The organism is Altibacter sp. HG106, assembly GCF_028561755.1.
Classification (GTDB): domain Bacteria; phylum Bacteroidota; class Bacteroidia; order Flavobacteriales; family Flavobacteriaceae; genus DFVG01.
Map to the genome: position 1 here is coordinate 267,535 of NZ_JAQQTD010000002.1, position 21,456 is coordinate 288,990.

Annotated in this window: 17 protein-coding genes and 1 tRNA gene; 12 read left to right on the plus strand and 6 right to left on the minus strand. The window is 44.1% G+C overall.

From position 1 onward, the window contains the following. Positions 1-26: 26 nt before the first annotated feature. Both PO830_RS03960 and PO830_RS03965 read left to right on the plus strand, forming a co-directional pair. Entirely contained in the window at positions 27-1,043 is a 1,017-nt protein-coding gene (locus PO830_RS03960) for a LacI family DNA-binding transcriptional regulator (RefSeq protein WP_272852231.1), read from the plus strand. Positions 1,044-1,062: 19 nt separating this feature from the next. Then, positions 1,063-2,619 (plus strand): glycoside hydrolase family 32 protein, encoded by a 1,557-nt coding sequence (locus PO830_RS03965; protein ID WP_272852232.1) that lies wholly within the window; start codon positions 1,063-1,065, stop codon positions 2,617-2,619. Between the two features lie 332 nt (positions 2,620-2,951). On the opposite strand, the gene PO830_RS03970 is transcribed toward PO830_RS03965, so the two are convergent. Next, positions 2,952-3,024: transfer RNA gene (locus PO830_RS03970), tRNA-Phe, on the minus strand. Positions 3,025-3,165: 141 nt separating this feature from the next. Between PO830_RS03970 and PO830_RS03975 the strand changes: the two genes are divergently transcribed. The 7 genes from PO830_RS03975 to PO830_RS04005 all read left to right on the plus strand — a co-directional run bounded on the left by PO830_RS03975 (position 3,166) and on the right by PO830_RS04005 (position 10,805). Next, positions 3,166-3,894, plus strand: a complete 729-nt coding sequence (locus PO830_RS03975) for a type III pantothenate kinase (protein WP_272852233.1) — start codon at positions 3,166-3,168, stop codon at positions 3,892-3,894. Further along, on the plus strand, positions 3,894-5,138 hold the full coding sequence (locus PO830_RS03980; protein WP_272852234.1) for a hypothetical protein: 1,245 nt from the start codon (positions 3,894-3,896) through the stop codon (positions 5,136-5,138). The genes PO830_RS03975 and PO830_RS03980 overlap by 1 nt, the downstream gene beginning before the upstream one ends. 19 nt (positions 5,139-5,157) lie before the next feature. Beyond that, positions 5,158-6,516, plus strand: coding sequence for a tetratricopeptide repeat protein (locus PO830_RS03985; protein WP_272852235.1), 1,359 nt, complete (start codon positions 5,158-5,160; stop codon positions 6,514-6,516). A 2-nt stretch (positions 6,517-6,518) separates the two neighbouring features. After that, complete coding sequence (gene lptC / locus PO830_RS03990; protein WP_272852236.1) at positions 6,519-7,109, plus strand: LPS export ABC transporter periplasmic protein LptC; 591 nt, start codon at positions 6,519-6,521, stop codon at positions 7,107-7,109. After that, positions 7,099-7,296, plus strand: coding sequence for a hypothetical protein (locus tag PO830_RS03995; protein ID WP_272852237.1), 198 nt, complete (start codon positions 7,099-7,101; stop codon positions 7,294-7,296). The genes lptC and PO830_RS03995 overlap by 11 nt, the downstream gene beginning before the upstream one ends. Positions 7,297-7,354: 58 nt before the next feature. Next, positions 7,355-8,608 (plus strand): hemolysin family protein, encoded by a 1,254-nt coding sequence (locus PO830_RS04000; RefSeq protein WP_272852238.1) that lies wholly within the window; start codon positions 7,355-7,357, stop codon positions 8,606-8,608. A 91-nt stretch (positions 8,609-8,699) separates the two neighbouring features. Then, positions 8,700-10,805, plus strand: a complete 2,106-nt coding sequence (locus PO830_RS04005) for a peptidylprolyl isomerase (protein WP_272852239.1) — start codon at positions 8,700-8,702, stop codon at positions 10,803-10,805. 51 nt (positions 10,806-10,856) lie between these two features. On the opposite strand, the gene PO830_RS04010 is transcribed toward PO830_RS04005, so the two are convergent. Continuing rightward, entirely contained in the window at positions 10,857-11,774 is a 918-nt protein-coding gene (locus PO830_RS04010) for a GYDIA family GHMP kinase (RefSeq protein WP_272852240.1), read from the minus strand. Continuing rightward, positions 11,771-13,099: a hydroxymethylglutaryl-CoA reductase, degradative gene (locus tag PO830_RS04015; protein ID WP_272852241.1), complete on the minus strand. Its 1,329-nt coding sequence runs from the start codon at positions 13,097-13,099 to the stop codon at positions 11,771-11,773. Before PO830_RS04015 ends, PO830_RS04010 begins: the two co-directional genes overlap by 4 nt. Before the next feature lie 144 nt (positions 13,100-13,243). Between PO830_RS04015 and PO830_RS04020 the strand changes: the two genes are divergently transcribed. The 3 genes from PO830_RS04020 (at position 13,244) to PO830_RS04030 (ending at position 17,700) form a co-directional block, all read left to right on the plus strand. Then, a complete protein-coding gene (locus PO830_RS04020) occupies positions 13,244-15,460 on the plus strand; it encodes a S9 family peptidase (protein ID WP_272852242.1) in 2,217 nt (738 codons plus the stop codon). Positions 15,461-15,489: 29 nt separating this feature from the next. Beyond that, entirely contained in the window at positions 15,490-17,085 is a 1,596-nt protein-coding gene (locus tag PO830_RS04025; protein WP_272852243.1) for a peptide MFS transporter, read from the plus strand. Between the two features lie 78 nt (positions 17,086-17,163). Beyond that, complete coding sequence (locus PO830_RS04030) at positions 17,164-17,700, plus strand: thioredoxin family protein (RefSeq protein ID WP_272852244.1); 537 nt, start codon at positions 17,164-17,166, stop codon at positions 17,698-17,700. An 8-nt stretch (positions 17,701-17,708) separates the two neighbouring features. Here the strand turns inward: PO830_RS04030 and PO830_RS04035 are convergent, their stop codons facing one another. The 3 genes from PO830_RS04035 to lpxB are packed head-to-tail and all read right to left on the minus strand — an operon-like array spanning position 17,709 to position 21,456. Then, positions 17,709-19,736 (minus strand): ComEC/Rec2 family competence protein, encoded by a 2,028-nt coding sequence (locus PO830_RS04035; protein WP_272852245.1) that lies wholly within the window; start codon positions 19,734-19,736, stop codon positions 17,709-17,711. 53 nt (positions 19,737-19,789) lie between these two features. Beyond that, positions 19,790-20,293, minus strand: coding sequence for a C40 family peptidase (locus tag PO830_RS04040; RefSeq protein ID WP_272852246.1), 504 nt, complete (start codon positions 20,291-20,293; stop codon positions 19,790-19,792). Between the two features lie 44 nt (positions 20,294-20,337). Continuing rightward, a complete protein-coding gene (gene lpxB / locus PO830_RS04045; RefSeq protein WP_272852247.1) occupies positions 20,338-21,456 on the minus strand; it encodes a lipid-A-disaccharide synthase in 1,119 nt (372 codons plus the stop codon).

Here is a 21,456-nt window from a genome sequence, read left to right on the forward strand (position 1 = left end):
CCTGTAATTCAATTTAGCACGCGTCAATGAAAGAAGTAACCTTAAAACAAATTGCCGAAAATTTAGGTATTTCTATAACAACAGTATCGAAGGCCCTCAAAGACTATCCCGATGTGAGTGCCAAAACAAAGGCGCGCGTTAAAGAGGAGGCAACCAAATTAAACTATAAACCTAATGTCTTCGCGGTTAATTTGCGAACGAAAGAATCGAAGACCCTTGGGTTGATCATTCCTGAAGTGGTGCACCATTTCTTCTCAAGCGTGATCAATGGAATCATCGAGCAGGCCGAAAAGAAAGGGTATTTGGTGATCATCCTGCAGTCGAACGAAAATTTTGAACTCGAAAAGAAGCAGGTAGAACTACTAATTAGCAAGCGCGTAGACGGAATCATGATTTCGTTGGCGAGTTCTACGGCCGACATCTCCCACATCAATCGAATCAAAGAACTGGAAATACCGCTGGTTATGTTCGACAAGATTTCCAAATTGGTAGATTGCTCTAAGATTATTATCGACGATCGCGAAGCTGCTTATAAGGCCACCAAACACCTAATTGACCAGGGCTGTAAGCGAATTGCCCATTTTCGCGGTCCGTTATTGCCCCAAAATTCAATCGATCGATTTTTAGGGTATAAGAAGGCATTAGAAGACCATGGAATTACCTACGATTCTTCTTTAGTATATATATGTGAACGGGTGAATTATGAAGATGGCCGAAAAGCAGCCCAGAAATTATTAGACGATCACGATGATGTAGATGGTATTTTTACCAATACCGATCTCATTGCCGTGGGAACGATCGCCGTTTTTAATGAACGTGGAATTAAGGTTCCCGAACAAGTTTCGATTATGGGCTTCAGCAATTGGTTTGTGTCGCAGGCCATCACGCCTTCGCTCAGTACGGTCGATCAGCCGGGCTATCAAATGGGAAAACAGACCTTTAAGATGCTTCGGAAAGAAATCAAAGCCAAAAAGAACAAACGTCGCTTTACTCCAACAACGGTGACACTTCCCACCGCTGTGATTAAACGTAATTCTACCTAACTCCAGCCACCGTTGCGTGATGAAGACACATACTTTATTAATAATTTGTTACCTGTTCCTTGGTTGTCAAAATCAAACAGATACTAACGCTACAAAACAAGCGGAAGAAAAAACTCCTGCTACGTATCAAGAGCCTTTTCGTCCTCAATTTCACTTTTCTCCAAAGTCACAATGGATGAATGATCCAAACGGACTCGTGTATGAAAATGGCACCTATCATTTATTTTATCAGTATTATCCTGAAGACACTGTATGGGGGCCAATGCATTGGGGACATGCAAGCAGTGAAGATTTGATTTCTTGGAAACATCATCCTATCGCCTTGTACCCAGATGAACACGGTTATATTTTTTCTGGCAGCGCGGTCATTGATTCCGAGAACAGTTCGGGTTTTGGAAAAAACGGTAGTACCCCTATAGTTGCCGTGTTTACCTACCACCAGATGGAAGGTGAAAAAGCCGGACGCAATGATTTTCAAACCCAAGGAATTGCCTACAGCCTGGATCATGGCATGTCTTGGGTCAAATACGAGAACAATCCCGTCATTTCAAATGCAACCGCAATACGTGACTTTAGAGATCCCAAGGTCTTCTGGCATGAAGAAGATTCGCAATGGGTGATGGTCTTGGTGGCTGGAGATCACACTAAGTTTTATAAGTCCTACAATCTCAAAGAATGGGAATGGATGAGCGACTTCGGAAAAACACAAGGTGCACATGGAGGCGTTTGGGAGTGCCCAGATCTTTTTAAACTTCCCGTGCAAGGCACAGATCTAGAAAAATGGGTGCTGCTCGTGAGTGTCAATCCGGGCGCGCCTAATGGGGGTAGTGGCACGCAATATTTTGTGGGAGATTTTGATGGTTCGACCTTTACCGCCGACTCCGAGACATCGAATTGGATTGATTACGGCCGCGACAATTATGCAGGGGTTACTTATAATAATGCTCCAGACGATCAACGAATTTTCATTGGGTGGATGAGCAATTGGGACTATGCCCAAACGACACCAACAAAAAGTTGGCGTAGTGCCATGACCTTGCCAAGAGCCCTCTCCTTGCATCAAGATACGACAGGATATTTCTTACGGATGAATCCGGTAGCTTCCTTTCAAAACTATATTGAGATGAATGACACCATCCCTATGCGGGCTACTCAAGACAGACTGGAAATTTCTATGGAAACCCTGGGACAGACAGCGATTCAACTCGAAATCAATTTATCTGAAGAGTACACTTTTACCTATCAAAATGAGAAGGGAGAAGCCGTGGTTTTTAAACTGCTTCCGAAGCAGCAAATCATGACCTTCGATCGAAGTCATTCCGGACGGACAGACTTTAATGATTCTTTCGTGAAAAATGAACAAATCATGCCGTACAAGGCTGAGAATCGTTGGGTGAAGGCGCAGTTTATAGTAGATCGATCTTCTTTAGAGCTATTTATCCACGACGGTCGATACGTTATGACGAATCTGTTGTTTCCTACCGAAACATATACGGAATTTACGGTAACGCATACCACGGCTGCTCCACCAAAAAATATTTCCGTAGGATCAATACCCGCTATCTGGATGCCTTGAGAAATGGTTATTGATTTTAACCGCCATCTCTAATATGCGTGATATAAACTCTATAGTTGCGACTATTTACATTTCATTCGCTTACAAAAACTGATGTTTTCGTCGCTTCTGAAACGTAAAAAACCCACTCATTTGAGTGGGTTTTGGTTCATTGTGGTACCTCCAGGATTCATTTTACGAAGAAAAATGTTCCTTTGGTCCCGAAAGTCAGAATACAAAACCCACAACCTGCGGTTGCCGCTTTTTACATTTCATTCGCTCACAAAAACTGATGTTTCCGCCGCTTCTGAAACGTAAAAAACCCACTCAAATGAGTGGGTTTTGGTTCATTGTGGTACCTCCAGGAATCGAACCAGGGACACACGGATTTTCAGTCCGTTGCTCTACCAACTGAGCTAAGGTACCCTAATGGGACGGCAAATATAATTGTATTTTACCGTTTGCAAAACATAAATTTAAAAAAATCAGTATTCTTCTATCTTTTTTAAAGCAGGAGGCGCTCGCGATCTTTTAGCTTATTGTATTTTTACCGTTAAATAGCTTCGGATGAATCTCATTATCGATGTCGGAAATTCAACGGTCAAGTGGGCCCTGTTTGAAAAGGGAACCCTGTCGTTTCGCAGTACTACTACTTCGGAAGCTTTCGAAGCCACCTTTCGGCAACTGCTTCTAGACTACCCGGCCATTACGCACGCAATCCTTTCGGTGGTTGGTACGCTTTCCGAAGCAACCCTTCAAAACCTTCCACCATCCGTAGCCTTACTATTTTTAGATCACCATACTTCGGTTCCTTTCCTCAATAAATACGGTACGCCAGAGACCTTAGGAGTCGATCGTATTGCGTTGGTCAGTGCCGCTGCGAGCCTATATCCGAAAAAAAATGTGTTGGTGATTGACGCGGGAAGCTGTATTACCTACGATTTCATTAACGCAGATAATGCGTACATGGGTGGAGCGATCGCACCCGGACTCCAAATGCGGTATCGTGCCTTGCATACGTTTACCGCGAATTTACCGTTATTGAAACCAAAGCAACCCGAATCCCTTATAGGTACAAGTACTTCGGCCTCAATGCATGTTGGCGTAGTGTTGGCAATTGCAAAAGAGATCGATGGTTTTATAGGCGATTTCAAAGCAACCTATAGTGATTTAACAGTTATTTTAACAGGAGGAGATGCTCATTTTTTGCGAGATAGCTTAAAAAATGACATCTTTGCCAACTCTAATTTCTTGTTGGAGGGATTACACTTCATTTTAGAACATAATAAAGATTGATGTTGAGACGATTTATTGTAGCGTTTGTAGTATTAATTTCAGGCATCACGTTTGCTCAAGAGGGAACTTCTTCTCCTTATTCATTTTACGGTATTGGCGAATTGAAATTCAAAGGAACGATCGAAAACCGAAGCATGGGGGGTATGAGTGTCTATGCAGATAGTATTCACCTGAACATACAAAATCCGGCTTCCGTGGCGCGGCTCGGGTTGGTCAATTATTCGGTAGGCGGGAGTCACCGGGTGACCAACTTAAAGAATGCTTCCACGTCGGAACAATCAACCGCCACCTCCTTAGGGTATATTGCTATTGGTGTGCCGATGGGGAAATTTGGAGCGAGTTTTGGCTTGATTCCGTTTTCTTCGGTAGGGTACGATGTCCAATTGGATGCCAATGGGGGCACCGAGTTTTATGAAGGTACTGGCGGACTCAACAAGGCGTTTCTTACCTTGGGATATCAAATTACACCCGAACTGAGCGTTGGGGTGGATGCTAACTACGACTTCGGAAACATTGAAAATACGGCCGTGGCCTTTTTGGACGATGTGCAGTTTGGGTCGCGGGAATTCAATAAATCGGATATTTTAGGATTTAGTTTTAATTTCGGACTTGCCTACCAGAAAATGATTACCGAAGAGCTAGAATTGATGGCTTCAGCAACCTATACGCCAGAAACCAATTTTGAAAGCGATAATATTCGTGAAGTTTCAACGGTGGTTGAATCCCCGGGCGGCGGTGAATTGGTTATTATCGATTCTGAAATGGAGGAAGTGCCCAATACCGATTTTACATTTCCTTCTCAATATACCCTAGGCGTGGGTGTAGGAAAACCTAAGAAATGGTTTGCCGGGGTAGAGTATACCGATCAAAAAACCAGTAATTTTAATAATCGTACTTTTGAAATCACCAATGTAACTTTTACCGATGCGACAAAAGTGCGATTGGGAGGATTTTATATCCCAGATTATAAGTCCTTTACCAGCTATTTTAAGCGTATCGTCTATCGGGCAGGATTTCGGTTTGAGGAAACAGGGATACGCGTTGATGGGACTAAAATTAATGAGTTTGGCATAACCTTTGGAGTAGGATTACCCGTAGGACGATTATTCTCGAATGTAAACGTCGGATTTGAGTTCGGAAGAAGAGGAACCACCGATTTTAATCTGATTCAGGAGAATTTCTTTAACACCTATATAAGTCTGTCGCTAAACGACAGATGGTTCCAGAAAAGATATTATGATTAACACAATAAATACCAAGACCATGAAAAAGAGAGTTTTTATTCTGGCGGCAGTGATGTTGCTTAGTTTGGGGGGTAAAGCGATAGCTCAAATGGACGACTGTGCTGTAACCTTGTCCCTGTTTGCAGAACCTGCCAAAACAAAAAATTACAATGCGGCCTTGCCTCATTACGAAAAATTGATCAAAGAATGTCCTAAGTATCACATCTCTATCTATCAATACGGAGAGAAGATGTTTAAACACTTCATTGATGAAGGCGATAATTCTAAGATCCCTGCGTACATTCAGAATTTTGAAATGCGTTTAGAAAACTATCCTGCTAAAACAAAAGAAGGAGAAGTACTTTCCAAGATCGCCCAGCTGAAGTACGAAAACAATATTGGTTCAAAAATGGAGCAATTCAATGCCTTCGACAAGGCGTACGAAACCGATCCTGATAACTTTACGAGCCCAAAAAGTATCTATACCTATTTTTCTTTGGCTGTAGACCTATATGATTCTGGAGAAAAGGACATCCAGGAGGTATTCGATATGTATGATGAAGTAACCGAGAAAATCGAGGATGAAGAAGGGCAGTTGGCAGAGCGTCTTACCGAGCTTATCGATAAGCAAGAAAACGGTACCGATCTTTCCGCGAAAGAAAAGCGTTTGGTCAATGCCTATGAAACAAATCTTGGCGCCTACAGTAAGGTAAAAGGTAGTGTGAATGGAAAGCTAGGAATTCTTGCCGATTGCGAAAACCTGATTCCCCTGTACGAAAAACTATTCGAAGAGAAAAAGAATGATGTAAACTGGTTGAAAAGTGCGGCAGGACGTTTGAATGCCAAAGATTGTGAAACCCCTATGTTTTACCAAATGGTACAACAATTGCACTCTCTAGAACCTTCTGCTTCTTCTGCTTTCTATTTAGGACGTCTTGCGGAAAGAGACGGAAAAGCGAGCGAAGCTTTAGACTATTATAACCAGGCGGTTGAGTTGGAGAGCGATCCTAATCAAAAAGTACGGTACTACCGAAGCATTGCTGAGAACTTTAGAGGTAAAGGGCAGTACGGACAAGCGAGAAACTACTATCGTAAACTGCTTGAGATCAAGCCAAACGATGGAAACTCCTACCTGAAGATCGCAAATATGTATGCGAAGAGTGCTAATAACTGCGGAAGTAACGTATTCGAAAAGCGCGCGATGTACTGGTTGGCAGCTCAAATGGCCGATAAAGCGGCGCGTGTAGATCCTTCGATCTCAGGAACCGCAAACCAAACAGCAAGCAGCTACCGAGGATTAGCGCCTAGTAAGAGTGATATCTTTAGTGCTGGTATGGGTGGAAAAACCGTAAGCTTCAGCTGTTGGGTTGGTGGTAGCGTTCGCGTACCGAACCTATAAGAATGAATACTCTCAAAAATACGTGGATAAACGTGGTGGCAATTTTTATTGCCATCACGTTTTTTGCTTGTGAGGGGAACTATCAAAACATTCAAAAGCTGTCTGAAAAAGACAACCTCCCCATCAATATTGTGAAGGAAGTGAATCTTAAGTACACAGATTCGGGTAAGTTGATCACAAATCTCATGGCCCCGACGCTGGAAGACTATTCTAACTTTGACTTCCCGTATCAGGAATTTCCAGACGGTATAGAAGTGCTCTTCTGGAATGAGAAGGGTGAAAAAAGTACCGTTACCTCTAAATACGCCATTCGCTTTGAGGAAACGGCAATCGTCGACCTTCGAGATAGCGTGGTATTGACAACGAGCGATGGCAACGTATTAAGCGCAGAACAACTCTACTGGGACCAGGCGAAAAAATGGTTATTTACCAACGAACCCTATCGAATCACCTTCAAGGATGGTTCGTATAACGATGGGGCACGCTTTGATTCGAGTGAGGATTTTAGTATTTTCTTATCTCGAGACAATCAAGGAATTCAAATCGTGGAAAATACGTCCACTGAAAAAAATACAACCGAAAATGGGGAATAAAATCTATCGAATTTTTGAATATGCTTACCTGGCCATGGCCGCCTTTTCTATCTACCTGGTTATTACCAACTGGGAAACCGACCGAAATCGCGCCTATATGTTCGCCTTTTTTGGTGTCGTGGCGATCTTTATGTTCTTTTTTAAACGTCGCTTCCGAAGAAATTTAGAAAAGCGAAATCAGGAGTAAGGTGCTTCCCGTTAAAAATACTACCTTAGACATTCACAAAACGGATGTCATTTAAGCCTTGGATCCCACGATTCTCATCATTATATGTTCACTCTTGCTCTCGGCCTTCTTTTCGGGAATGGAGATCGCTTATGTTTCCAGTAATAAGATCCATATCGAGATCGAAAAGAAGCAATCGGGTTTTCTTGCCAATGTGCTTCGGAAAATAACGAACCGCCCTTCTAAATTTATCGCTACCATGCTGGTAGGTAATAATATCGCACTAGTGGTGTATGGGCTATTTATGGGAGAGCTTTTGGTACGCTACCTGGCATTGGAAGGCTTTGCAGAAATTTTGGTGCACACCTTGATCTCAACGGGTGTGATATTAATCACAGCAGAATTTCTTCCGAAGGTGTTTTTCCAGATCTATGCCAATAGTCTCTTTAAGATCTTTGCGGTACCCGCCTATCTATTCTATGTACTCTTTTCCATCATTTCAGAATTCGTGATTTGGATTTCAGATAAAGTCTTGAAAATCTTTTTTAAGACAGAAGGAGATACGGTGCAGTTAAGCTTCAGTAAACTGGAGTTGGGAAATTATATCAACGAGCAAATTGAAACTTCCGATATACAAGAAGAACTTGATAGTGAAATTCAAATTTTTCAGAATGCCTTAGACTTTTCAGAAATAAAATCGAGAGAAGTCATGATTCCCAGAACCGAAGTGGTTGCGGTCGATATTGCTACCACGCCCAAAGAGCTGATCAAACTTTTTGTGGAAACCGGGCTATCGAAAATCCTGGTCTATCAGGATAATATTGATACCATCCTGGGGTATGTACACTCTTTCGAACTGTTCAAAAAACCGGCGAATCTTAAAAAGATCCTTATGCCGGTGGTTTTTGTGCCTGAAACCATGTTGGCCAAAGATGTGATGAATATTTTGTCCCGAAAGCGGAAGAGCATGGCCGTCGTGGTGGATGAATATGGAGGTACCTCAGGCATCATGACGGTAGAAGATATCATTGAAGAATTATTTGGAGAAATTGAAGACGAACACGATCAGGTAGCCCTTACCGAAGTAGCCATCAACGAGCATCACTTTCAGTTTTCAGCGCGTTTGGAGGTAGATTACCTTAATGAGGCCTATAAGCTGGAGCTTCCGGAAAGTGAGAATTACGAAACGCTGGGAGGTCTTATTGTAAATGAAACAGAGGGAATTCCCGAGCAGGGAACCTCGGTACTGCTCCCGCCATTTCAATTCAGAATTTTAGAAGTTTCCAACACAAAAATAGAATTGGTGGAACTCAAGGTGCAGGAAGAAGATTAACCGCCGTTTCGCGCTCCATTTTTTTATCACAACTTTTTTTTATTACTGCCGTGAAAATAGTATTTTCGCCCCCTATTAAATTGAATGACAGATGGCAGTTTTAAACAAAATTAGACAACGTTCCGTTTTTCTTATCATCATTATCGCCCTAGCACTCTTTTCTTTCGTTTTGGCAGATGTGATCAGAAACGGTGGGTTTTCAAGCAATAATGCGCAAACAACCGTTGCGACCGTAAATGGAGAAGATATTCCGCGGCAACAGTTCATGGAACAAGTAGAGGCGTACCAACGTTCACTGGGTCCTAATGCAAACCCAAATCAAGCAATGAACACGATCTGGGAACGCGAATTGCGCAAGGTGCTATTGCGGGAGCAGTATGAAAGTCTTGGACTCAGCGTAGGGCAGGAACAATTAGATGATACGTACAGAACCACTTTAGGAAGTAATCCTACCTTCTTGGATGAAACCGGACAGTTCAACTTCGGAAAGGTGGTAGAGTACGAACAAAGCATTCAGAACAACCCACAGTTACAATCAAACTGGCAAAATTTCAAAGAGAATACGCGCGCGAGTATTCTTGAAAGTTCCTACATGAACCTGGTGCGCAGCGGACTCGTTGCTACGCAAGCCGATGGAGAAAAGCAATACCGTTTCGAAAACGATAAGATCAATATTGAATATGTTCAAATTCCTTACACCAAGATCGCCGATGAAGATGTGACGGTGACCGATAAGGAAATTGAGAATTATATCAAAGAACACCGCGCGGCTTACGAAGTAGAGCCTATGGTGGATATCGAGTATGTAGCTTTCTTCGAAGATCCCTCTAATGACGATATAGATGCGTCCCGTGAGAACGTTCGTTCCTTAATAGGGTCTCGCGTTGAGTATGGCGATACGATTCCGGGATTTGCGGCGACCACAGACGTCGAAACTTTTGTGAATGAAAATTCAGATGGAACCTATGTAGATCGTTGGTTCTTTAAAAATGATATTCCTGAGAACATCCGAGACAGTATTTTCGACAGACCTGTAGGGTATGTATACGGTCCTTATAAAGTGGATTATACCTATAACCTTTCTCGAGTGATGGACGTTGCTCAAAAATACGACTCGGTGAATTCAAAACACATCCTGATTCGATATCAAGGAAGCATGCGCGCATCTTCAGACATTACGCGATCGAAGGAAGAGGCTCAGCAATTAGCAGACAGCTTATTGTCTGAGATCAAGAAAGCCCCTGCTACGTTTGAAGCATTAGCAGCTGATTTTTCTGATGATGCCTCCAACCGGGATAACGGAGGTGAGCTAGGCTATTACGGTCCGGGTGCCATGGTTCCTGCGTATGACGATTTCATTTTTGACAATGAGATTGGTGATGTAGGAGTTGTAGAAACTGATTTCGGATATCACGTGGTGAAAATTGAAGATCAGAAGAACCTTCAGCGTGTTATCAAAGTAGCGTCGGTGAGTAAAGATATTGAGGCTTCCGAAGAAACCATTAACGAGGTGTTTAGTAAAGCAACCACCTTGGAGGTTGCGGCACAGGAAGGAGACTTCACAGAAGCTGCCGCGGCACAAGATCTCGAAGTGCGACCTGTAAATCGCATTGGTAAAATGGACACTAACATTCCGGGCGTAGGGAACAACAGAACGATCATCAACTGGGCTTTTGAAGACGGTACAAGCGTAGGCGATGTGAAGCGATTTAATATCCCCGACGGATATGTGATCGCAAGATTGACACGTCGAAATGCGGAAAAAGGATTGATGAGCGTAGCAGAAGCGACCGCTACCGTAGCGCCTATTTTGCGCAAGCAGAAGAAAGCCGAAATGATTCGAAAAGACATTAGCGGAACCACCCTGCAAGAAATCGCATCCAGTCAGGGAGTGACGGTCAAAAACGCTACGGCGGTGACTATGGCGGCTCCTACGATTGCCGGAGCCGGAACAGAGCCAAAAGTAGTGGGTGCTGCCTTCGGAACGGAAGCCGGACAAACTACGGGATTGATTGATGGAAATACCGGAGTGTACAAGGTTCGTGTACTGGCCGTTAACAAGGCGCCGGATTTAGAAAGCTACCAGTCGTTTGCAGAACAAGCGAAAGCGAAAGTGACGCCACAAATTAGCAATAAAGTATATCAGGCACTTAAAAAGAAAGCGGATATTCAAGACAACCGAGCTACTTTTTATTAATAGCGAGTTGAGATACATTCAAAGCGTCCTGATCTTCGGGGCGCTTTTTTTTTATACAATGATTTCTGAAAAAGAAAGCACCGTTTCATAGCCCTTTGACTTAAAATAGGGTAGTGGGTTTTCCCTTGCTGTGGCAAGAACAAAGTCGCCGCCCCAGGCTCCAAGGCTCTTCACAACCCCAGAATAATCTGGAAACCGCGTGGCTTGAACGGGCGGTGTTTTAAGAATCCGGCCCATATGTTGTTCGTGTTCGCGGAGTAGCGTTTCAAAGCGATGGAATTCTTGGCATGTCACTAATGCTTCTGTTAAGTTCGAAATAACAGTGATATCTGCTTCGGAAGGGCGGTGTTCTCGATAGGCTTCTATAGCGCTTCTGCTGCTCTGTTTTCGGTTTAAATGGACAAAGTAAAGTTGGTTGGTGAAGTTCCACGGAAGGGTTTTGTGTGTTACCTTCGGAAGACCTTCTGTAAACATGTACTGTATTGGCCCTGTGGCTCGCGCTGCGGCAATATCGTACCCACTGCCACCAAATCCTTTCTGAAGAAGTTCGTATGGATCTACAGAAGCCCATTGTGCGATGTTATTGATCAAGGTGGAAGAAGAACCTAGGCCCCACGATTGCGGAAATTCTAGTTGTGTGATGACCCGTGCTCCTCCCGTTGATAAAAATTCAGGGTTTGCCTGTTGCGCAAGTTGTACGAGGGTGATGAGCTGATCTTCTATGGCGCTGGCTTGCGCTGTGGTCTCTTGCTGAAGTGATTTCCAGGAAGGAAGCTTAAGGATCGTTTCAAACCATACGCTGCCATCGTTTCGTACACTTGTCCAATGCAGCGTGCGTTCTGTCGTTGGAACTACTTCCAACGTCTGCCCCAGGCGCGTAGGAAGGGCGAGCGCTTTGGCTCCATCCAACACCACATATTCTCCTGAAATGAGCAATTTTCCGTTACTTCGATAGGTCACCGACTTCATGAGGGAGCGTGGTTGCGGAGTGACTCTATATAACGGGTTACCGCGCTATGGGAAATGACTTTAGTGTCGAAATGCTTGAGCGTGGCTTCTTTTTCAGAAGGGGTGGCATTGAGTTGCGACAGTATATTCAAAATATGCATCTTCATATGTCCCTTCTGAATTCCCGTGGTTACTAGCGATTTCACCGCAGCGAAATTTTGAGCCAGTCCGGCTACGGCTACGATTCGCATTAAGGTTTCGGCATCGGGTTGCTGAAGGATTTTCATGGACAAATCCGCAAGCGGATGCAAAGAAGTGAGTCCGCCTACCGTGCCTAGGGCCAAGGGAAGTTCTATCCAAAAGTGAAATTGTTCGTCTTCAATCGTAGCGTGGGTCAGACTTTGATAACGCCCATTGCGTGCCGCGTAGGCATGCACTCCGGCTTCCACCGCCCGAAAGTCGTTTCCAGTAGCCAAAACCACCGCATCAATGCCGTTCATGATTCCTTTATTATGGGTTACCGCTCTCCTTGGGTCTGCGTGTGCGATTTCAACGGCACGCACAAAGTTTTCAGCGAAGGTAGCTCCGTTTATGTCAGAAGTATCGAATGCTGTTACAGGGCATGACACTTCGGTCCGAACCCGGCATTCAGGCACATAGTTCGACAAAATGCTCATGACTACTTCAGGAATCGTTTGGCTAGCAATGAAGGGGGAGTGTTGTGCCGCTTTTTCTTCAAACGTTGTCGCGACTTGCTCCAGGCAGCTATTGATGAAATTCGCTCCCATAGCATCTTTGGTTTCAAAGCGAAGATGCAATTGGTAATATCCTTCGAGTGTTTCCGTTTTGTCGATACAGTCAATCGCTAGGAGTCCGCCTCCACGGGCTTTCATATTCTTTTCTAAATGGGATATGCTATCGATCAAGATGGGTTTTATGTCCGTGAAGAACGATGCTAAGACCTCTTTGTTTCCGAAGTAATTAAAATGTATTTGCCCGTTTTTCTCGGTTCCCAGTACCGTTGCCTTAAACCCACCGCGATCTAACCAAAACTTAGCGGCATTACTAGCCGCTGCTACTACAGAACTCTCTTCGATCGCCATAGGAAGTGCATACAAGGTGCCATCAATGAGAAAGTTTGGAGCCACGGCGTAGGGAAGGTAGTAGTTGGTTAACGCGTTTTCTATAAAATCATCGTGGCGCTGTTGGCGCTTGGCATCAGGGTGGCGGTAGGTGGCTAAGAGCGATGTTGCTTCCGGGATATCTTGAAGGTATTGTTCGATAAGCCAGCGGGTCTTCTGATGCTGACTTTTTTTTGAAAAACCCGAAATACGACGTTGCGACATGTTACTCGATTTGAATCACAAAGATAGCATTAAATCGCAAGTAGCATAAAGCACGCATGCGCACCTAGTGGGGGCATTTAACAAAATTATCCTGTGTAAATTCAGCAAATTTTAGTAACATTGAGCTAACAAAATTTTAACAGTTTGACAGCTTCTACTAATTCATGGGTGTGCTTCTTTTTCTTGAGTCTTGGCATCTCCCTTACCGCGCAGCAAAAACAAATCACTTTAGAAGAAATTTGGGGGGGAGCCTTCCGTACCGAATCCTTGCGGTCCATCCGTTCGTTAGACAATGGGACAGAGTATTCGGTATTGAATTACGACCGCGATGCCAATGGTTTTGTGGTCGATGTGTACAGTTACGAAACCGGGGCGAAAGTACGTACCTTGGTCAATAGTTCAGACCTTACCAGCGTTGAACGCATCCTTAATTATGAGTTTAGTGAAGACGAATCAAAACTGCTGATTGCAACCGAGTTGACCCCGATTTATCGTCGTTCTACCCTTGGAAAATATTATGTGGTCGATCTGTCCACGAATGAAGTGACCCTCGTATCCAACCATACGATTCAGGAGCCGACGTTTAGTCCGGATGGAAGCAAAGTAGCCTATGGCTATCACAACGATTTATACATTAAAGATTTGGTTTCCGAAGAGACCTATCAGATTACAGATGATGGAAGTAAAAACCGCATTATCAATGGAATCACAGATTGGGTGTATGAGGAAGAATTTGCTTTTGTTCGTGCGTTCGACTGGAATGCCGATGGTTCCCGAATTGCCTATTTGAAATTCGACGAAACTAACGTTCCCGAATTTTCTATGGATGTCTACGGAAGTGATTTATATCAGCATCAAGACGTATTCAAATATCCAAAAGCCGGAGAAGAAAACGCTTCCGTGAGTCTTCATTTGTACGACGTAACCCAACGTACAACCACTGCAGTTGCGCTAGATGCTTTTCAAAATTACTACGTACCCCGCTTAGAGTGGACGAAAGATCCCGATGTGTTAAGTGTTCAGACCACCAATCGCAATCAAAATATTCTCGACCTTGTTTTTGTGAATGCAACCGATGCTACTAGCAAATTAATCTTGCAGGAAGTTGATGATGCCTATGTAGATGTTACCGATAATCTTACCTTTCTTAACAACAATAGCTTTTTCTGGACGAGCGAAAAGGATGGCTGGAACCACATCTATTTGTATAACAAGAATGGTAAATTATTGAACCAGGTCACCGAAGGTCCCTGGGAAGTGACGCAGTTCTACGGATTCGATACCAAAACAGGACGCGTGTATTATCAGAGTTCTGAAAGCGGTGCGATCAACCGCGATGTGTACAGCATTACTCGATCTGGTAAGAATAAAGTGCGACTCACCGAGCAAACGGGCATACACAACGCTTCCTTTAGCGCCGATTATACCTACTTCATAGATAGTTTTTCCAGTGCGGAAACGCCCTATGTTTTTTCATTACACCAGGCGCTTTCCGGAAAATTGATTCGAGAGATCCAAAACAACAATTCATTAAAGCAGGAGCTTTCCAACTATGCAATTTCTCCCAAAGAGTTCAGTACTATTGAAGTTAATGGGGAAACGCTAAATATGTATACCATCAAGCCATTAGATTTTGATCCTGAAAAGGAATATCCCTTATTTATGTATCAGTATTCCGGACCCGGTTCGCAGCAAGTAACCAACCGATGGAATGGTGCCAATGACTACTGGCATCAGATGTTGGTACAGGAAGGAATGATCGTGGTCTGTATCGACGGTCGCGGAACCGGTGCCAAAGGGCGTGACTTTAAGAAAGTTACTCAGAAGGAACTCGGAAAGTACGAGGTGGAAGATCAAATTGCTGCCGCGCAGCAACTTGCCGCTTTACCATATATCGATGCCGAACGCATCGGGATTTGGGGCTGGAGCTATGGTGGATTTATGTCATCGAACTGTTTGTTTCAGGGAGCCGACACCTTTTCTATGGCCATCGCCGTCGCCCCGGTGACAAGCTGGCGATTCTACGATACCATTTACACCGAGCGATACATGACCACACCACAAGAAAATGCATCGGGATACGATGAGAACTCTCCTATATCGCACGTCGATAAATTGGAGGGTGATTTTTTATTGGTACATGGAAGCGCCGATGACAATGTGCACGTACAAAACACCATGCGTTTGGTGGAGGCACTGGTACAAGCCAATAAAGATTTTGACTGGCTTATCTATCCTGATAAGAACCACGGAATCTATGGTGGGAATACCCGACTTCATTTGTATAACAAAATGACCGATTTCGTGAGAAGTACCTTAGGGGTGGCGCGTGTGCCTCAAACTTCCACAGACGACGAATAATCAACTACGTATAACCAATACTAAACTATATGGAATTTAAATTTGGAGGATCTGAAATCAACCAAAGAACCGTACTAGGGCATCCTTCCGGCCTTTTTGTGTTGTTCTTTACAGAAATGTGGGAACGCTTTTCGTACTACGGAATGCGAGCACTGCTTGTACTTTTCTTAATTGCTTCATTAACTGGTGAAAATGAAGGCTGGGGCTGGGAACGTGCAGATGCAACAATTTTATATGGTTGGTATATTGGGTTGGTATATCTCACCCCCATCATCGGTGGAATTATCGCGGATAAGATTACCGGGTATCGCAACGCGGTGGTTATCGGCGCACTCATTATGACGCTGGGACACGCGTCTATGGCATTGGAGGTTTTTGTCGATATTTTCTTTTGGATCGGACTCGTAATGTTGATCATTGGAAATGGAATGTTTAAGCCAAATATTTCTTCTATCGTAGGGCAGCTTTACAAAGATCAGGGCAAGGAAAAGGACGCGGGTTACACCATCTTCTACATGGGTATTAATGCGGGTGCTTTCTTAGGAATTCTTCTCTGCGGATATATCGGAGAAAACGTAGGCTGGCATTATGGATTTGGACTGGCGGGTGTTTTTATGTTCTTCGGAATGCTGCAATTTTATTTTGCACAGAAGATTTTCGGAAAGATCGGATTGTCTCCTTCAAAATCTGAGGATTTCGACGATGCCATGGAGGAATCCGTAGAAGACACACAAGAAGCCGTGGCAGATGTTATGGATGAGGCGAAACGTTCTAAAGTAACGCGCGACCGACTCATCGTGATTGGTATTTTTGCGCTGTTTACCACCTTCTTTTGGTGGGCTTTTGAACAGGCAGGGAGTTCTATGACCATCTTTGCAAACGACTATACCGATAGAGCGCTTGTTGGAAATGCTGCGCTTACCTTCAAAGTGATTAACGCCATCATTACGGTTGTCCCATTGCTGGTAATAAGCTGGGTGCTTGCGCTATTGTTTAAACAAACGTTTGGCCACTATGCCTTATCGAATGTATTCCTGGGGACGAGCTTCGTCATTATTTGGGGGATTGTTATTTGGATGCTCGTGCGGGAATTCCAATCAGATACTACAGAAGTCGCCGCTTCTTGGTTCTCTGTACTCAACTCGCTCTTTATTATCATTTTTGCTCCCATGTTCTCGAAACTGTGGCAAAGTAAGATCAATCCGTCAGGACCCATCAAGTTTGCCATTGGATTAATCCTGGTAGGTGTTGGTTTCGCCGCCTTGGCCTACGGATCTATGGATATTCCGTTGGGCGCCAAAACCGCCTCAGTGAGCATGATTTGGCTTATTTTGGCCTTCCTGTTCCATACCCTAGGCGAACTTTGCCTGTCTCCGGTTGGATTATCGTATGTGAGTAAATTAGCGCCGGTACGGTTAGTCGGACTCATGTTCGGAGTTTGGTTTATTTCAAACTTCCTGGCAGGGGTCATTGGAGGATGGACGGCCAGTTATATGGACCCGATATTGGAAGAACACGGTCTTGCTACTTTCTTTTTGATCTTCACCTTGATACCCGCGGGAGCAGGCGTAATTATGTTGTTGATCAACAAAGTACTTATTCGAATGATGCACGGTATTCGATAATCACACAATTTGAAACCCTAAAAAACGTTCCAATATTTGGAACGTTTTTTGTTTCTTACTAGAAGAAATTCGATGCTTATGAAATACTTACTTACGTTACTATTGGTGATACTAACGACCAGCCTTTCCGCTCAAAAAATTCAGTGGATGAGCATGAACGAGGCGCTAGCGGCCCAACAGGAAGCTCCCAAAAAGATCATCATGGATGTGTATACCACCTGGTGTGGCCCGTGTAAATTATTGGATAAAAACACCTTTACCAACCCCGATGTGATTGCCTATATCAACGAACACTACTATCCGGTTAAGTTCAATGGTGAAGGCACCGAAGAGATCACCTATCAAGACTTTACCTATACCAATCCGAACTACCAAGAAGGGCGTAAGGGCAGAAATGCGACGCATTTTTTCGCGGATGCATTAAAGCTACGAGGATATCCTAGTTTAGTGTTTTTCGCAGAAGATGGTATGCTTATTCAAGCCATTCCCGGATATAAAACGCCACAACAACTGGAGATTTATCTAAAAATGATTGCCAGCGACGATTATAAGTCTTTAACCACTGCGGAAGCCTGGAAAGCCTATCAGCAGAACTTCGAAGGAACTTTTAGGTAATCAACCTGTCATTCCGATCGAAATACGCCTTGAGCGCGTGTATCGTGAAACCGAATTTGTTTTCGAATGCAGGTGCCCTGCCATCGTTTTACATAGGAAGGATAATTGCTTCCATCGGCAATAATTAGTTCTGGATGTAAACGTTCAATAAGTCGGTCTAAATGTAACTTCGGACTCTCCGTAAGAATGACAATATCTACCGGGGCCTGAAGGGCATATTGTGCAAGACTGTCTACCAACAATACCCGTTTCCCCGCTACCTCAAAATAGTGCTGTAGGGTTACGGCTGCTTCAGTGCTAACCCGATTTGCGACACGGTAGTCTAGCAGGCTGTTGCGGGATGAAGTAGTGAGTGAATCGGAGTACATATAACGAAGTTTGTTTCCGCTTCGAAATCCAAAGAGAGAGGCTTTGTATTTATGAAAGACGAGCCATTCAGACTGCCGGGAAGTATGGTAGGAAAGAATTCCTACGCTCCCTAGTAACACTGCAACAAAGGTTCCAAATTGTAGCGCTTTTTTAACCGAGAACCTTTGAATTAATAGGAGTCCGCTTATCGTCATTGCGTACAGCGATAACGCTTCCCATCTGCTGAATGCTATATTCCGAAAGATAAAAGTCTCCTGCCGTGCCACCCAAAGTATAAAATTGTTCAATTGTTCAAATAGAAAGGTAACCGCCTGCGCGATGGTTGGTGGCAACGGAATAATGGCGCTCCAAAGGACACTCAGCAGCCCGGCAATCAACAAGAGGCTTATTAGCGGAAGCACCACGATGTTGGTCACTAAAAATAACCCGGGAAAGGTGTGAAAGTAAAACAAACTTATGGGCATGACACCCAATTGGGCGGTCAGGGTCACTGTGATGAAGGCCCACGCCTTTCGCACTACTGTGTTTCTCGGTCGAAGGCTTCTGGCTACAATAGGCTGCCCGAAAACAATAAAGAAAACGGCCAAATAGCTCATTTGGAACCCAACGTTAAAGAGATGCTTTGGTTGGTGAACGAGCATAAGAAAGAAGGCCAGGAACAGTATCATCAAGGTATTGGTATTTCTTCCGAACCATTGGGCGATCGCAAAGAGTGTAAACATGACTACCGCACGAACCACCGAAGGCGATAAGCCCGTCATAAATGCGAAACCCCAAAGCAGCAGCACCAGCAAGACGGACCGAATATAAGTTCCGTAGTACAGATACTTTAGCGGTCTTAAAATGGACGAAAACAACAAAAATAGGATCCCTACATGCAAGCCCGAGACAGCCAAGATATGCAGCGCGCCGGCATCGGCATAGCCACTGTATAGCGTGGGTGAAATAGCGCGCTTTTCACCCAAAACTAACGCTTGTATGATAGCGCGCTCCCTGGGAGGGATACCGCTTTGCGATAGTTTTGAGATGAGGTGGGCACGAAAGGCATTTGCCTGGCCCTTGAGCGTATTGTTACCGGCGGTTTGGAGGACTAGTTCTTCGGAAGAAGGAGCTAGTAGGGCATAAATGGATTGATTCTGAAGATAAGCCGCGTAATTAAAAGCTCCGGGGTTCCTGGGAAATGGAAGCGGCTGTAACCTGGTTTTTAGTAGTATCACATCATCAATAGTCCAGGCGTGGTTGACAGTGTCTATTGCTTTTTGAAGCAACAGTTTTCCGCTGCATTTAGCACCGTTTAAACCAACACAGCGTACCACATAGCGCTCCTGAAATGGGTTCTTCTTTAGGGATTCAATAATCTTTACCTGGAATACTTCAGAACGATTGCCGACCGTGCTTTGCTGTAAATAGTGATAGGGCTGGTATTCGGGTTGATGCCATTGGTAGTTAAGGTAGCCCAACAAAATAAATAGGAGCAATAGGATAGGGTAGAAGCTCCGGCTACGCGCAAACCTTTGTTTTGTTCGTTGCCATTCCGAAGTGAGTATCAATAGTAGAATGATGGCATACGGCCAAACGGGATAGGCGATCGGGACATAATGCGCCCAAAGAATGCCAAATGCGAAAGCAAGAATGGGTTGGGTAAGAGGATACTTCAAGAAGAACATGCCGCGACACATTAATTAGCATCGGGGAGATGTTCAGAATAAAGATATAAAATTTAGATGACCCGGCGCACCTCTACAAAGGCGCGTTTCCAATAATTTTCATTAAGCGATGAGATGATAACACCTCTGGAAGTAGTGGAGTGAATAAAAAACACTTCACCATCTTTCCTATCCACAACCAGCCCCACGTGGTTGATAACCTTCCTATTTTTATTGGTTTGAAAAAAAACCAAATCACCTGCTGAAATCTGATTAAGGGCGATGCGCTTGCCTTGTTTGGCCATATCCCTTGAAATTCTGGGCATGGTGATATTTTCTTCCTGAAAGCAAGTGTACACAAGTCCCGAACAATCCATTCCCCGCTTGTCCATTCCTCCATATTTGTATCGAACTCCTTCAAAACTTTTGGCGCGATTTACAATATTAATGGAGGCACTGCTGCCAGCCTGGGATGTAGTTGAAGTTGTGGTCTCACGGTAGGTTCGGGAGGTGTTTTTAGAACCTCCACAGGAGGATAGGAGAACGGTAAAAAAAAGTAGGTAGAAGAAATGTTTCATGGGTCTAGGCATCTTTTCTTTAACATAAAATTAAGGAAATTATTTCATTCACTAGACACTTTCTCAAAGATAAGGCGGGCGGTTTTTTCGCTTGCGCCTTTGCCTCCAAGGGCTTTTTCGAGATCGTAATAGTCCAAGAATAAGGTAGCTCGATGGTACTCATCCAGGATGTTTCGAAGCGCCTCAGTAAGGGTTTCCGTGGTAAAATTTTCTTGAATCAACTCGGTTACTGCGGGCTTGTCTAGAATGAGGTTGACCAGCGAGATGTACTCTAAATCGATCACTCTTTTAGCAATCTCGTAGGAAATCCTGCTGCCTTTATAGCATACCACTTCGGGAACCTTGAACAGGGCGGTTTCTAGCGTGGCTGTTCCAGAAGTCACTACCGCCGCAGAGGCCACACTCAATAGATCGTAGGTTTTATTTAATAAGAGATGTACGTTTTTCTTCTGAATAAAGGGTGTGTAGAATTCAGCATCCAGACTGGGTGCTCCCGCGATAACAAATTGATATTCTTGAAAGGTATCAGTCACCGTTAGCATCACTTGTAGCATTTTCGAAACTTCCTGCTTTCTACTTCCCGGAAGGAGTGCGATAATAGGGCGGCTATCCAATTGATGCGTTTGTTTAAAGGGTTCTGGATCTACAGGAATGCGATTGGCAATGGCGTCAATAAGGGGATGCCCGACAAAATGCACTGGAAAGTGATGCTTTTCTTCGTAGAAATCTTTTTCAAAAGGAAGAATAACATACATTTCATCCACCGATTTCTTAATGTCTTTGATGCGGTTTTCTTTCCAGGCCCAAATTTGCGGTGAAATATAATAATGTGTTGGAAACCCTTGTTGTTTGGCCCATTTCGCGATGCGCAGATTGAAGCCGGGATAATCGATAAAAACAATCGCATCGGGTTGAAACGCCTGAATGTCTTTCTTACAAAAGGAAATGTTCTTCAGGATGGTACGTAGGTTGAGCAGCACCTCTACAAACCCCATAAACGCTAAATCTCTGTAGTGTTTTACCAGGGTTCCACCCACGGCCTGCATCAAATCGCCACCCCAAAAGCGAAATTCTGCCTTTGGATCTTGCTTCTGAAGGGCCTTCATGAGGTTGGCGCCATGAAGATCTCCGGAGGCTTCACCCGATATGATGTAATATTTCAT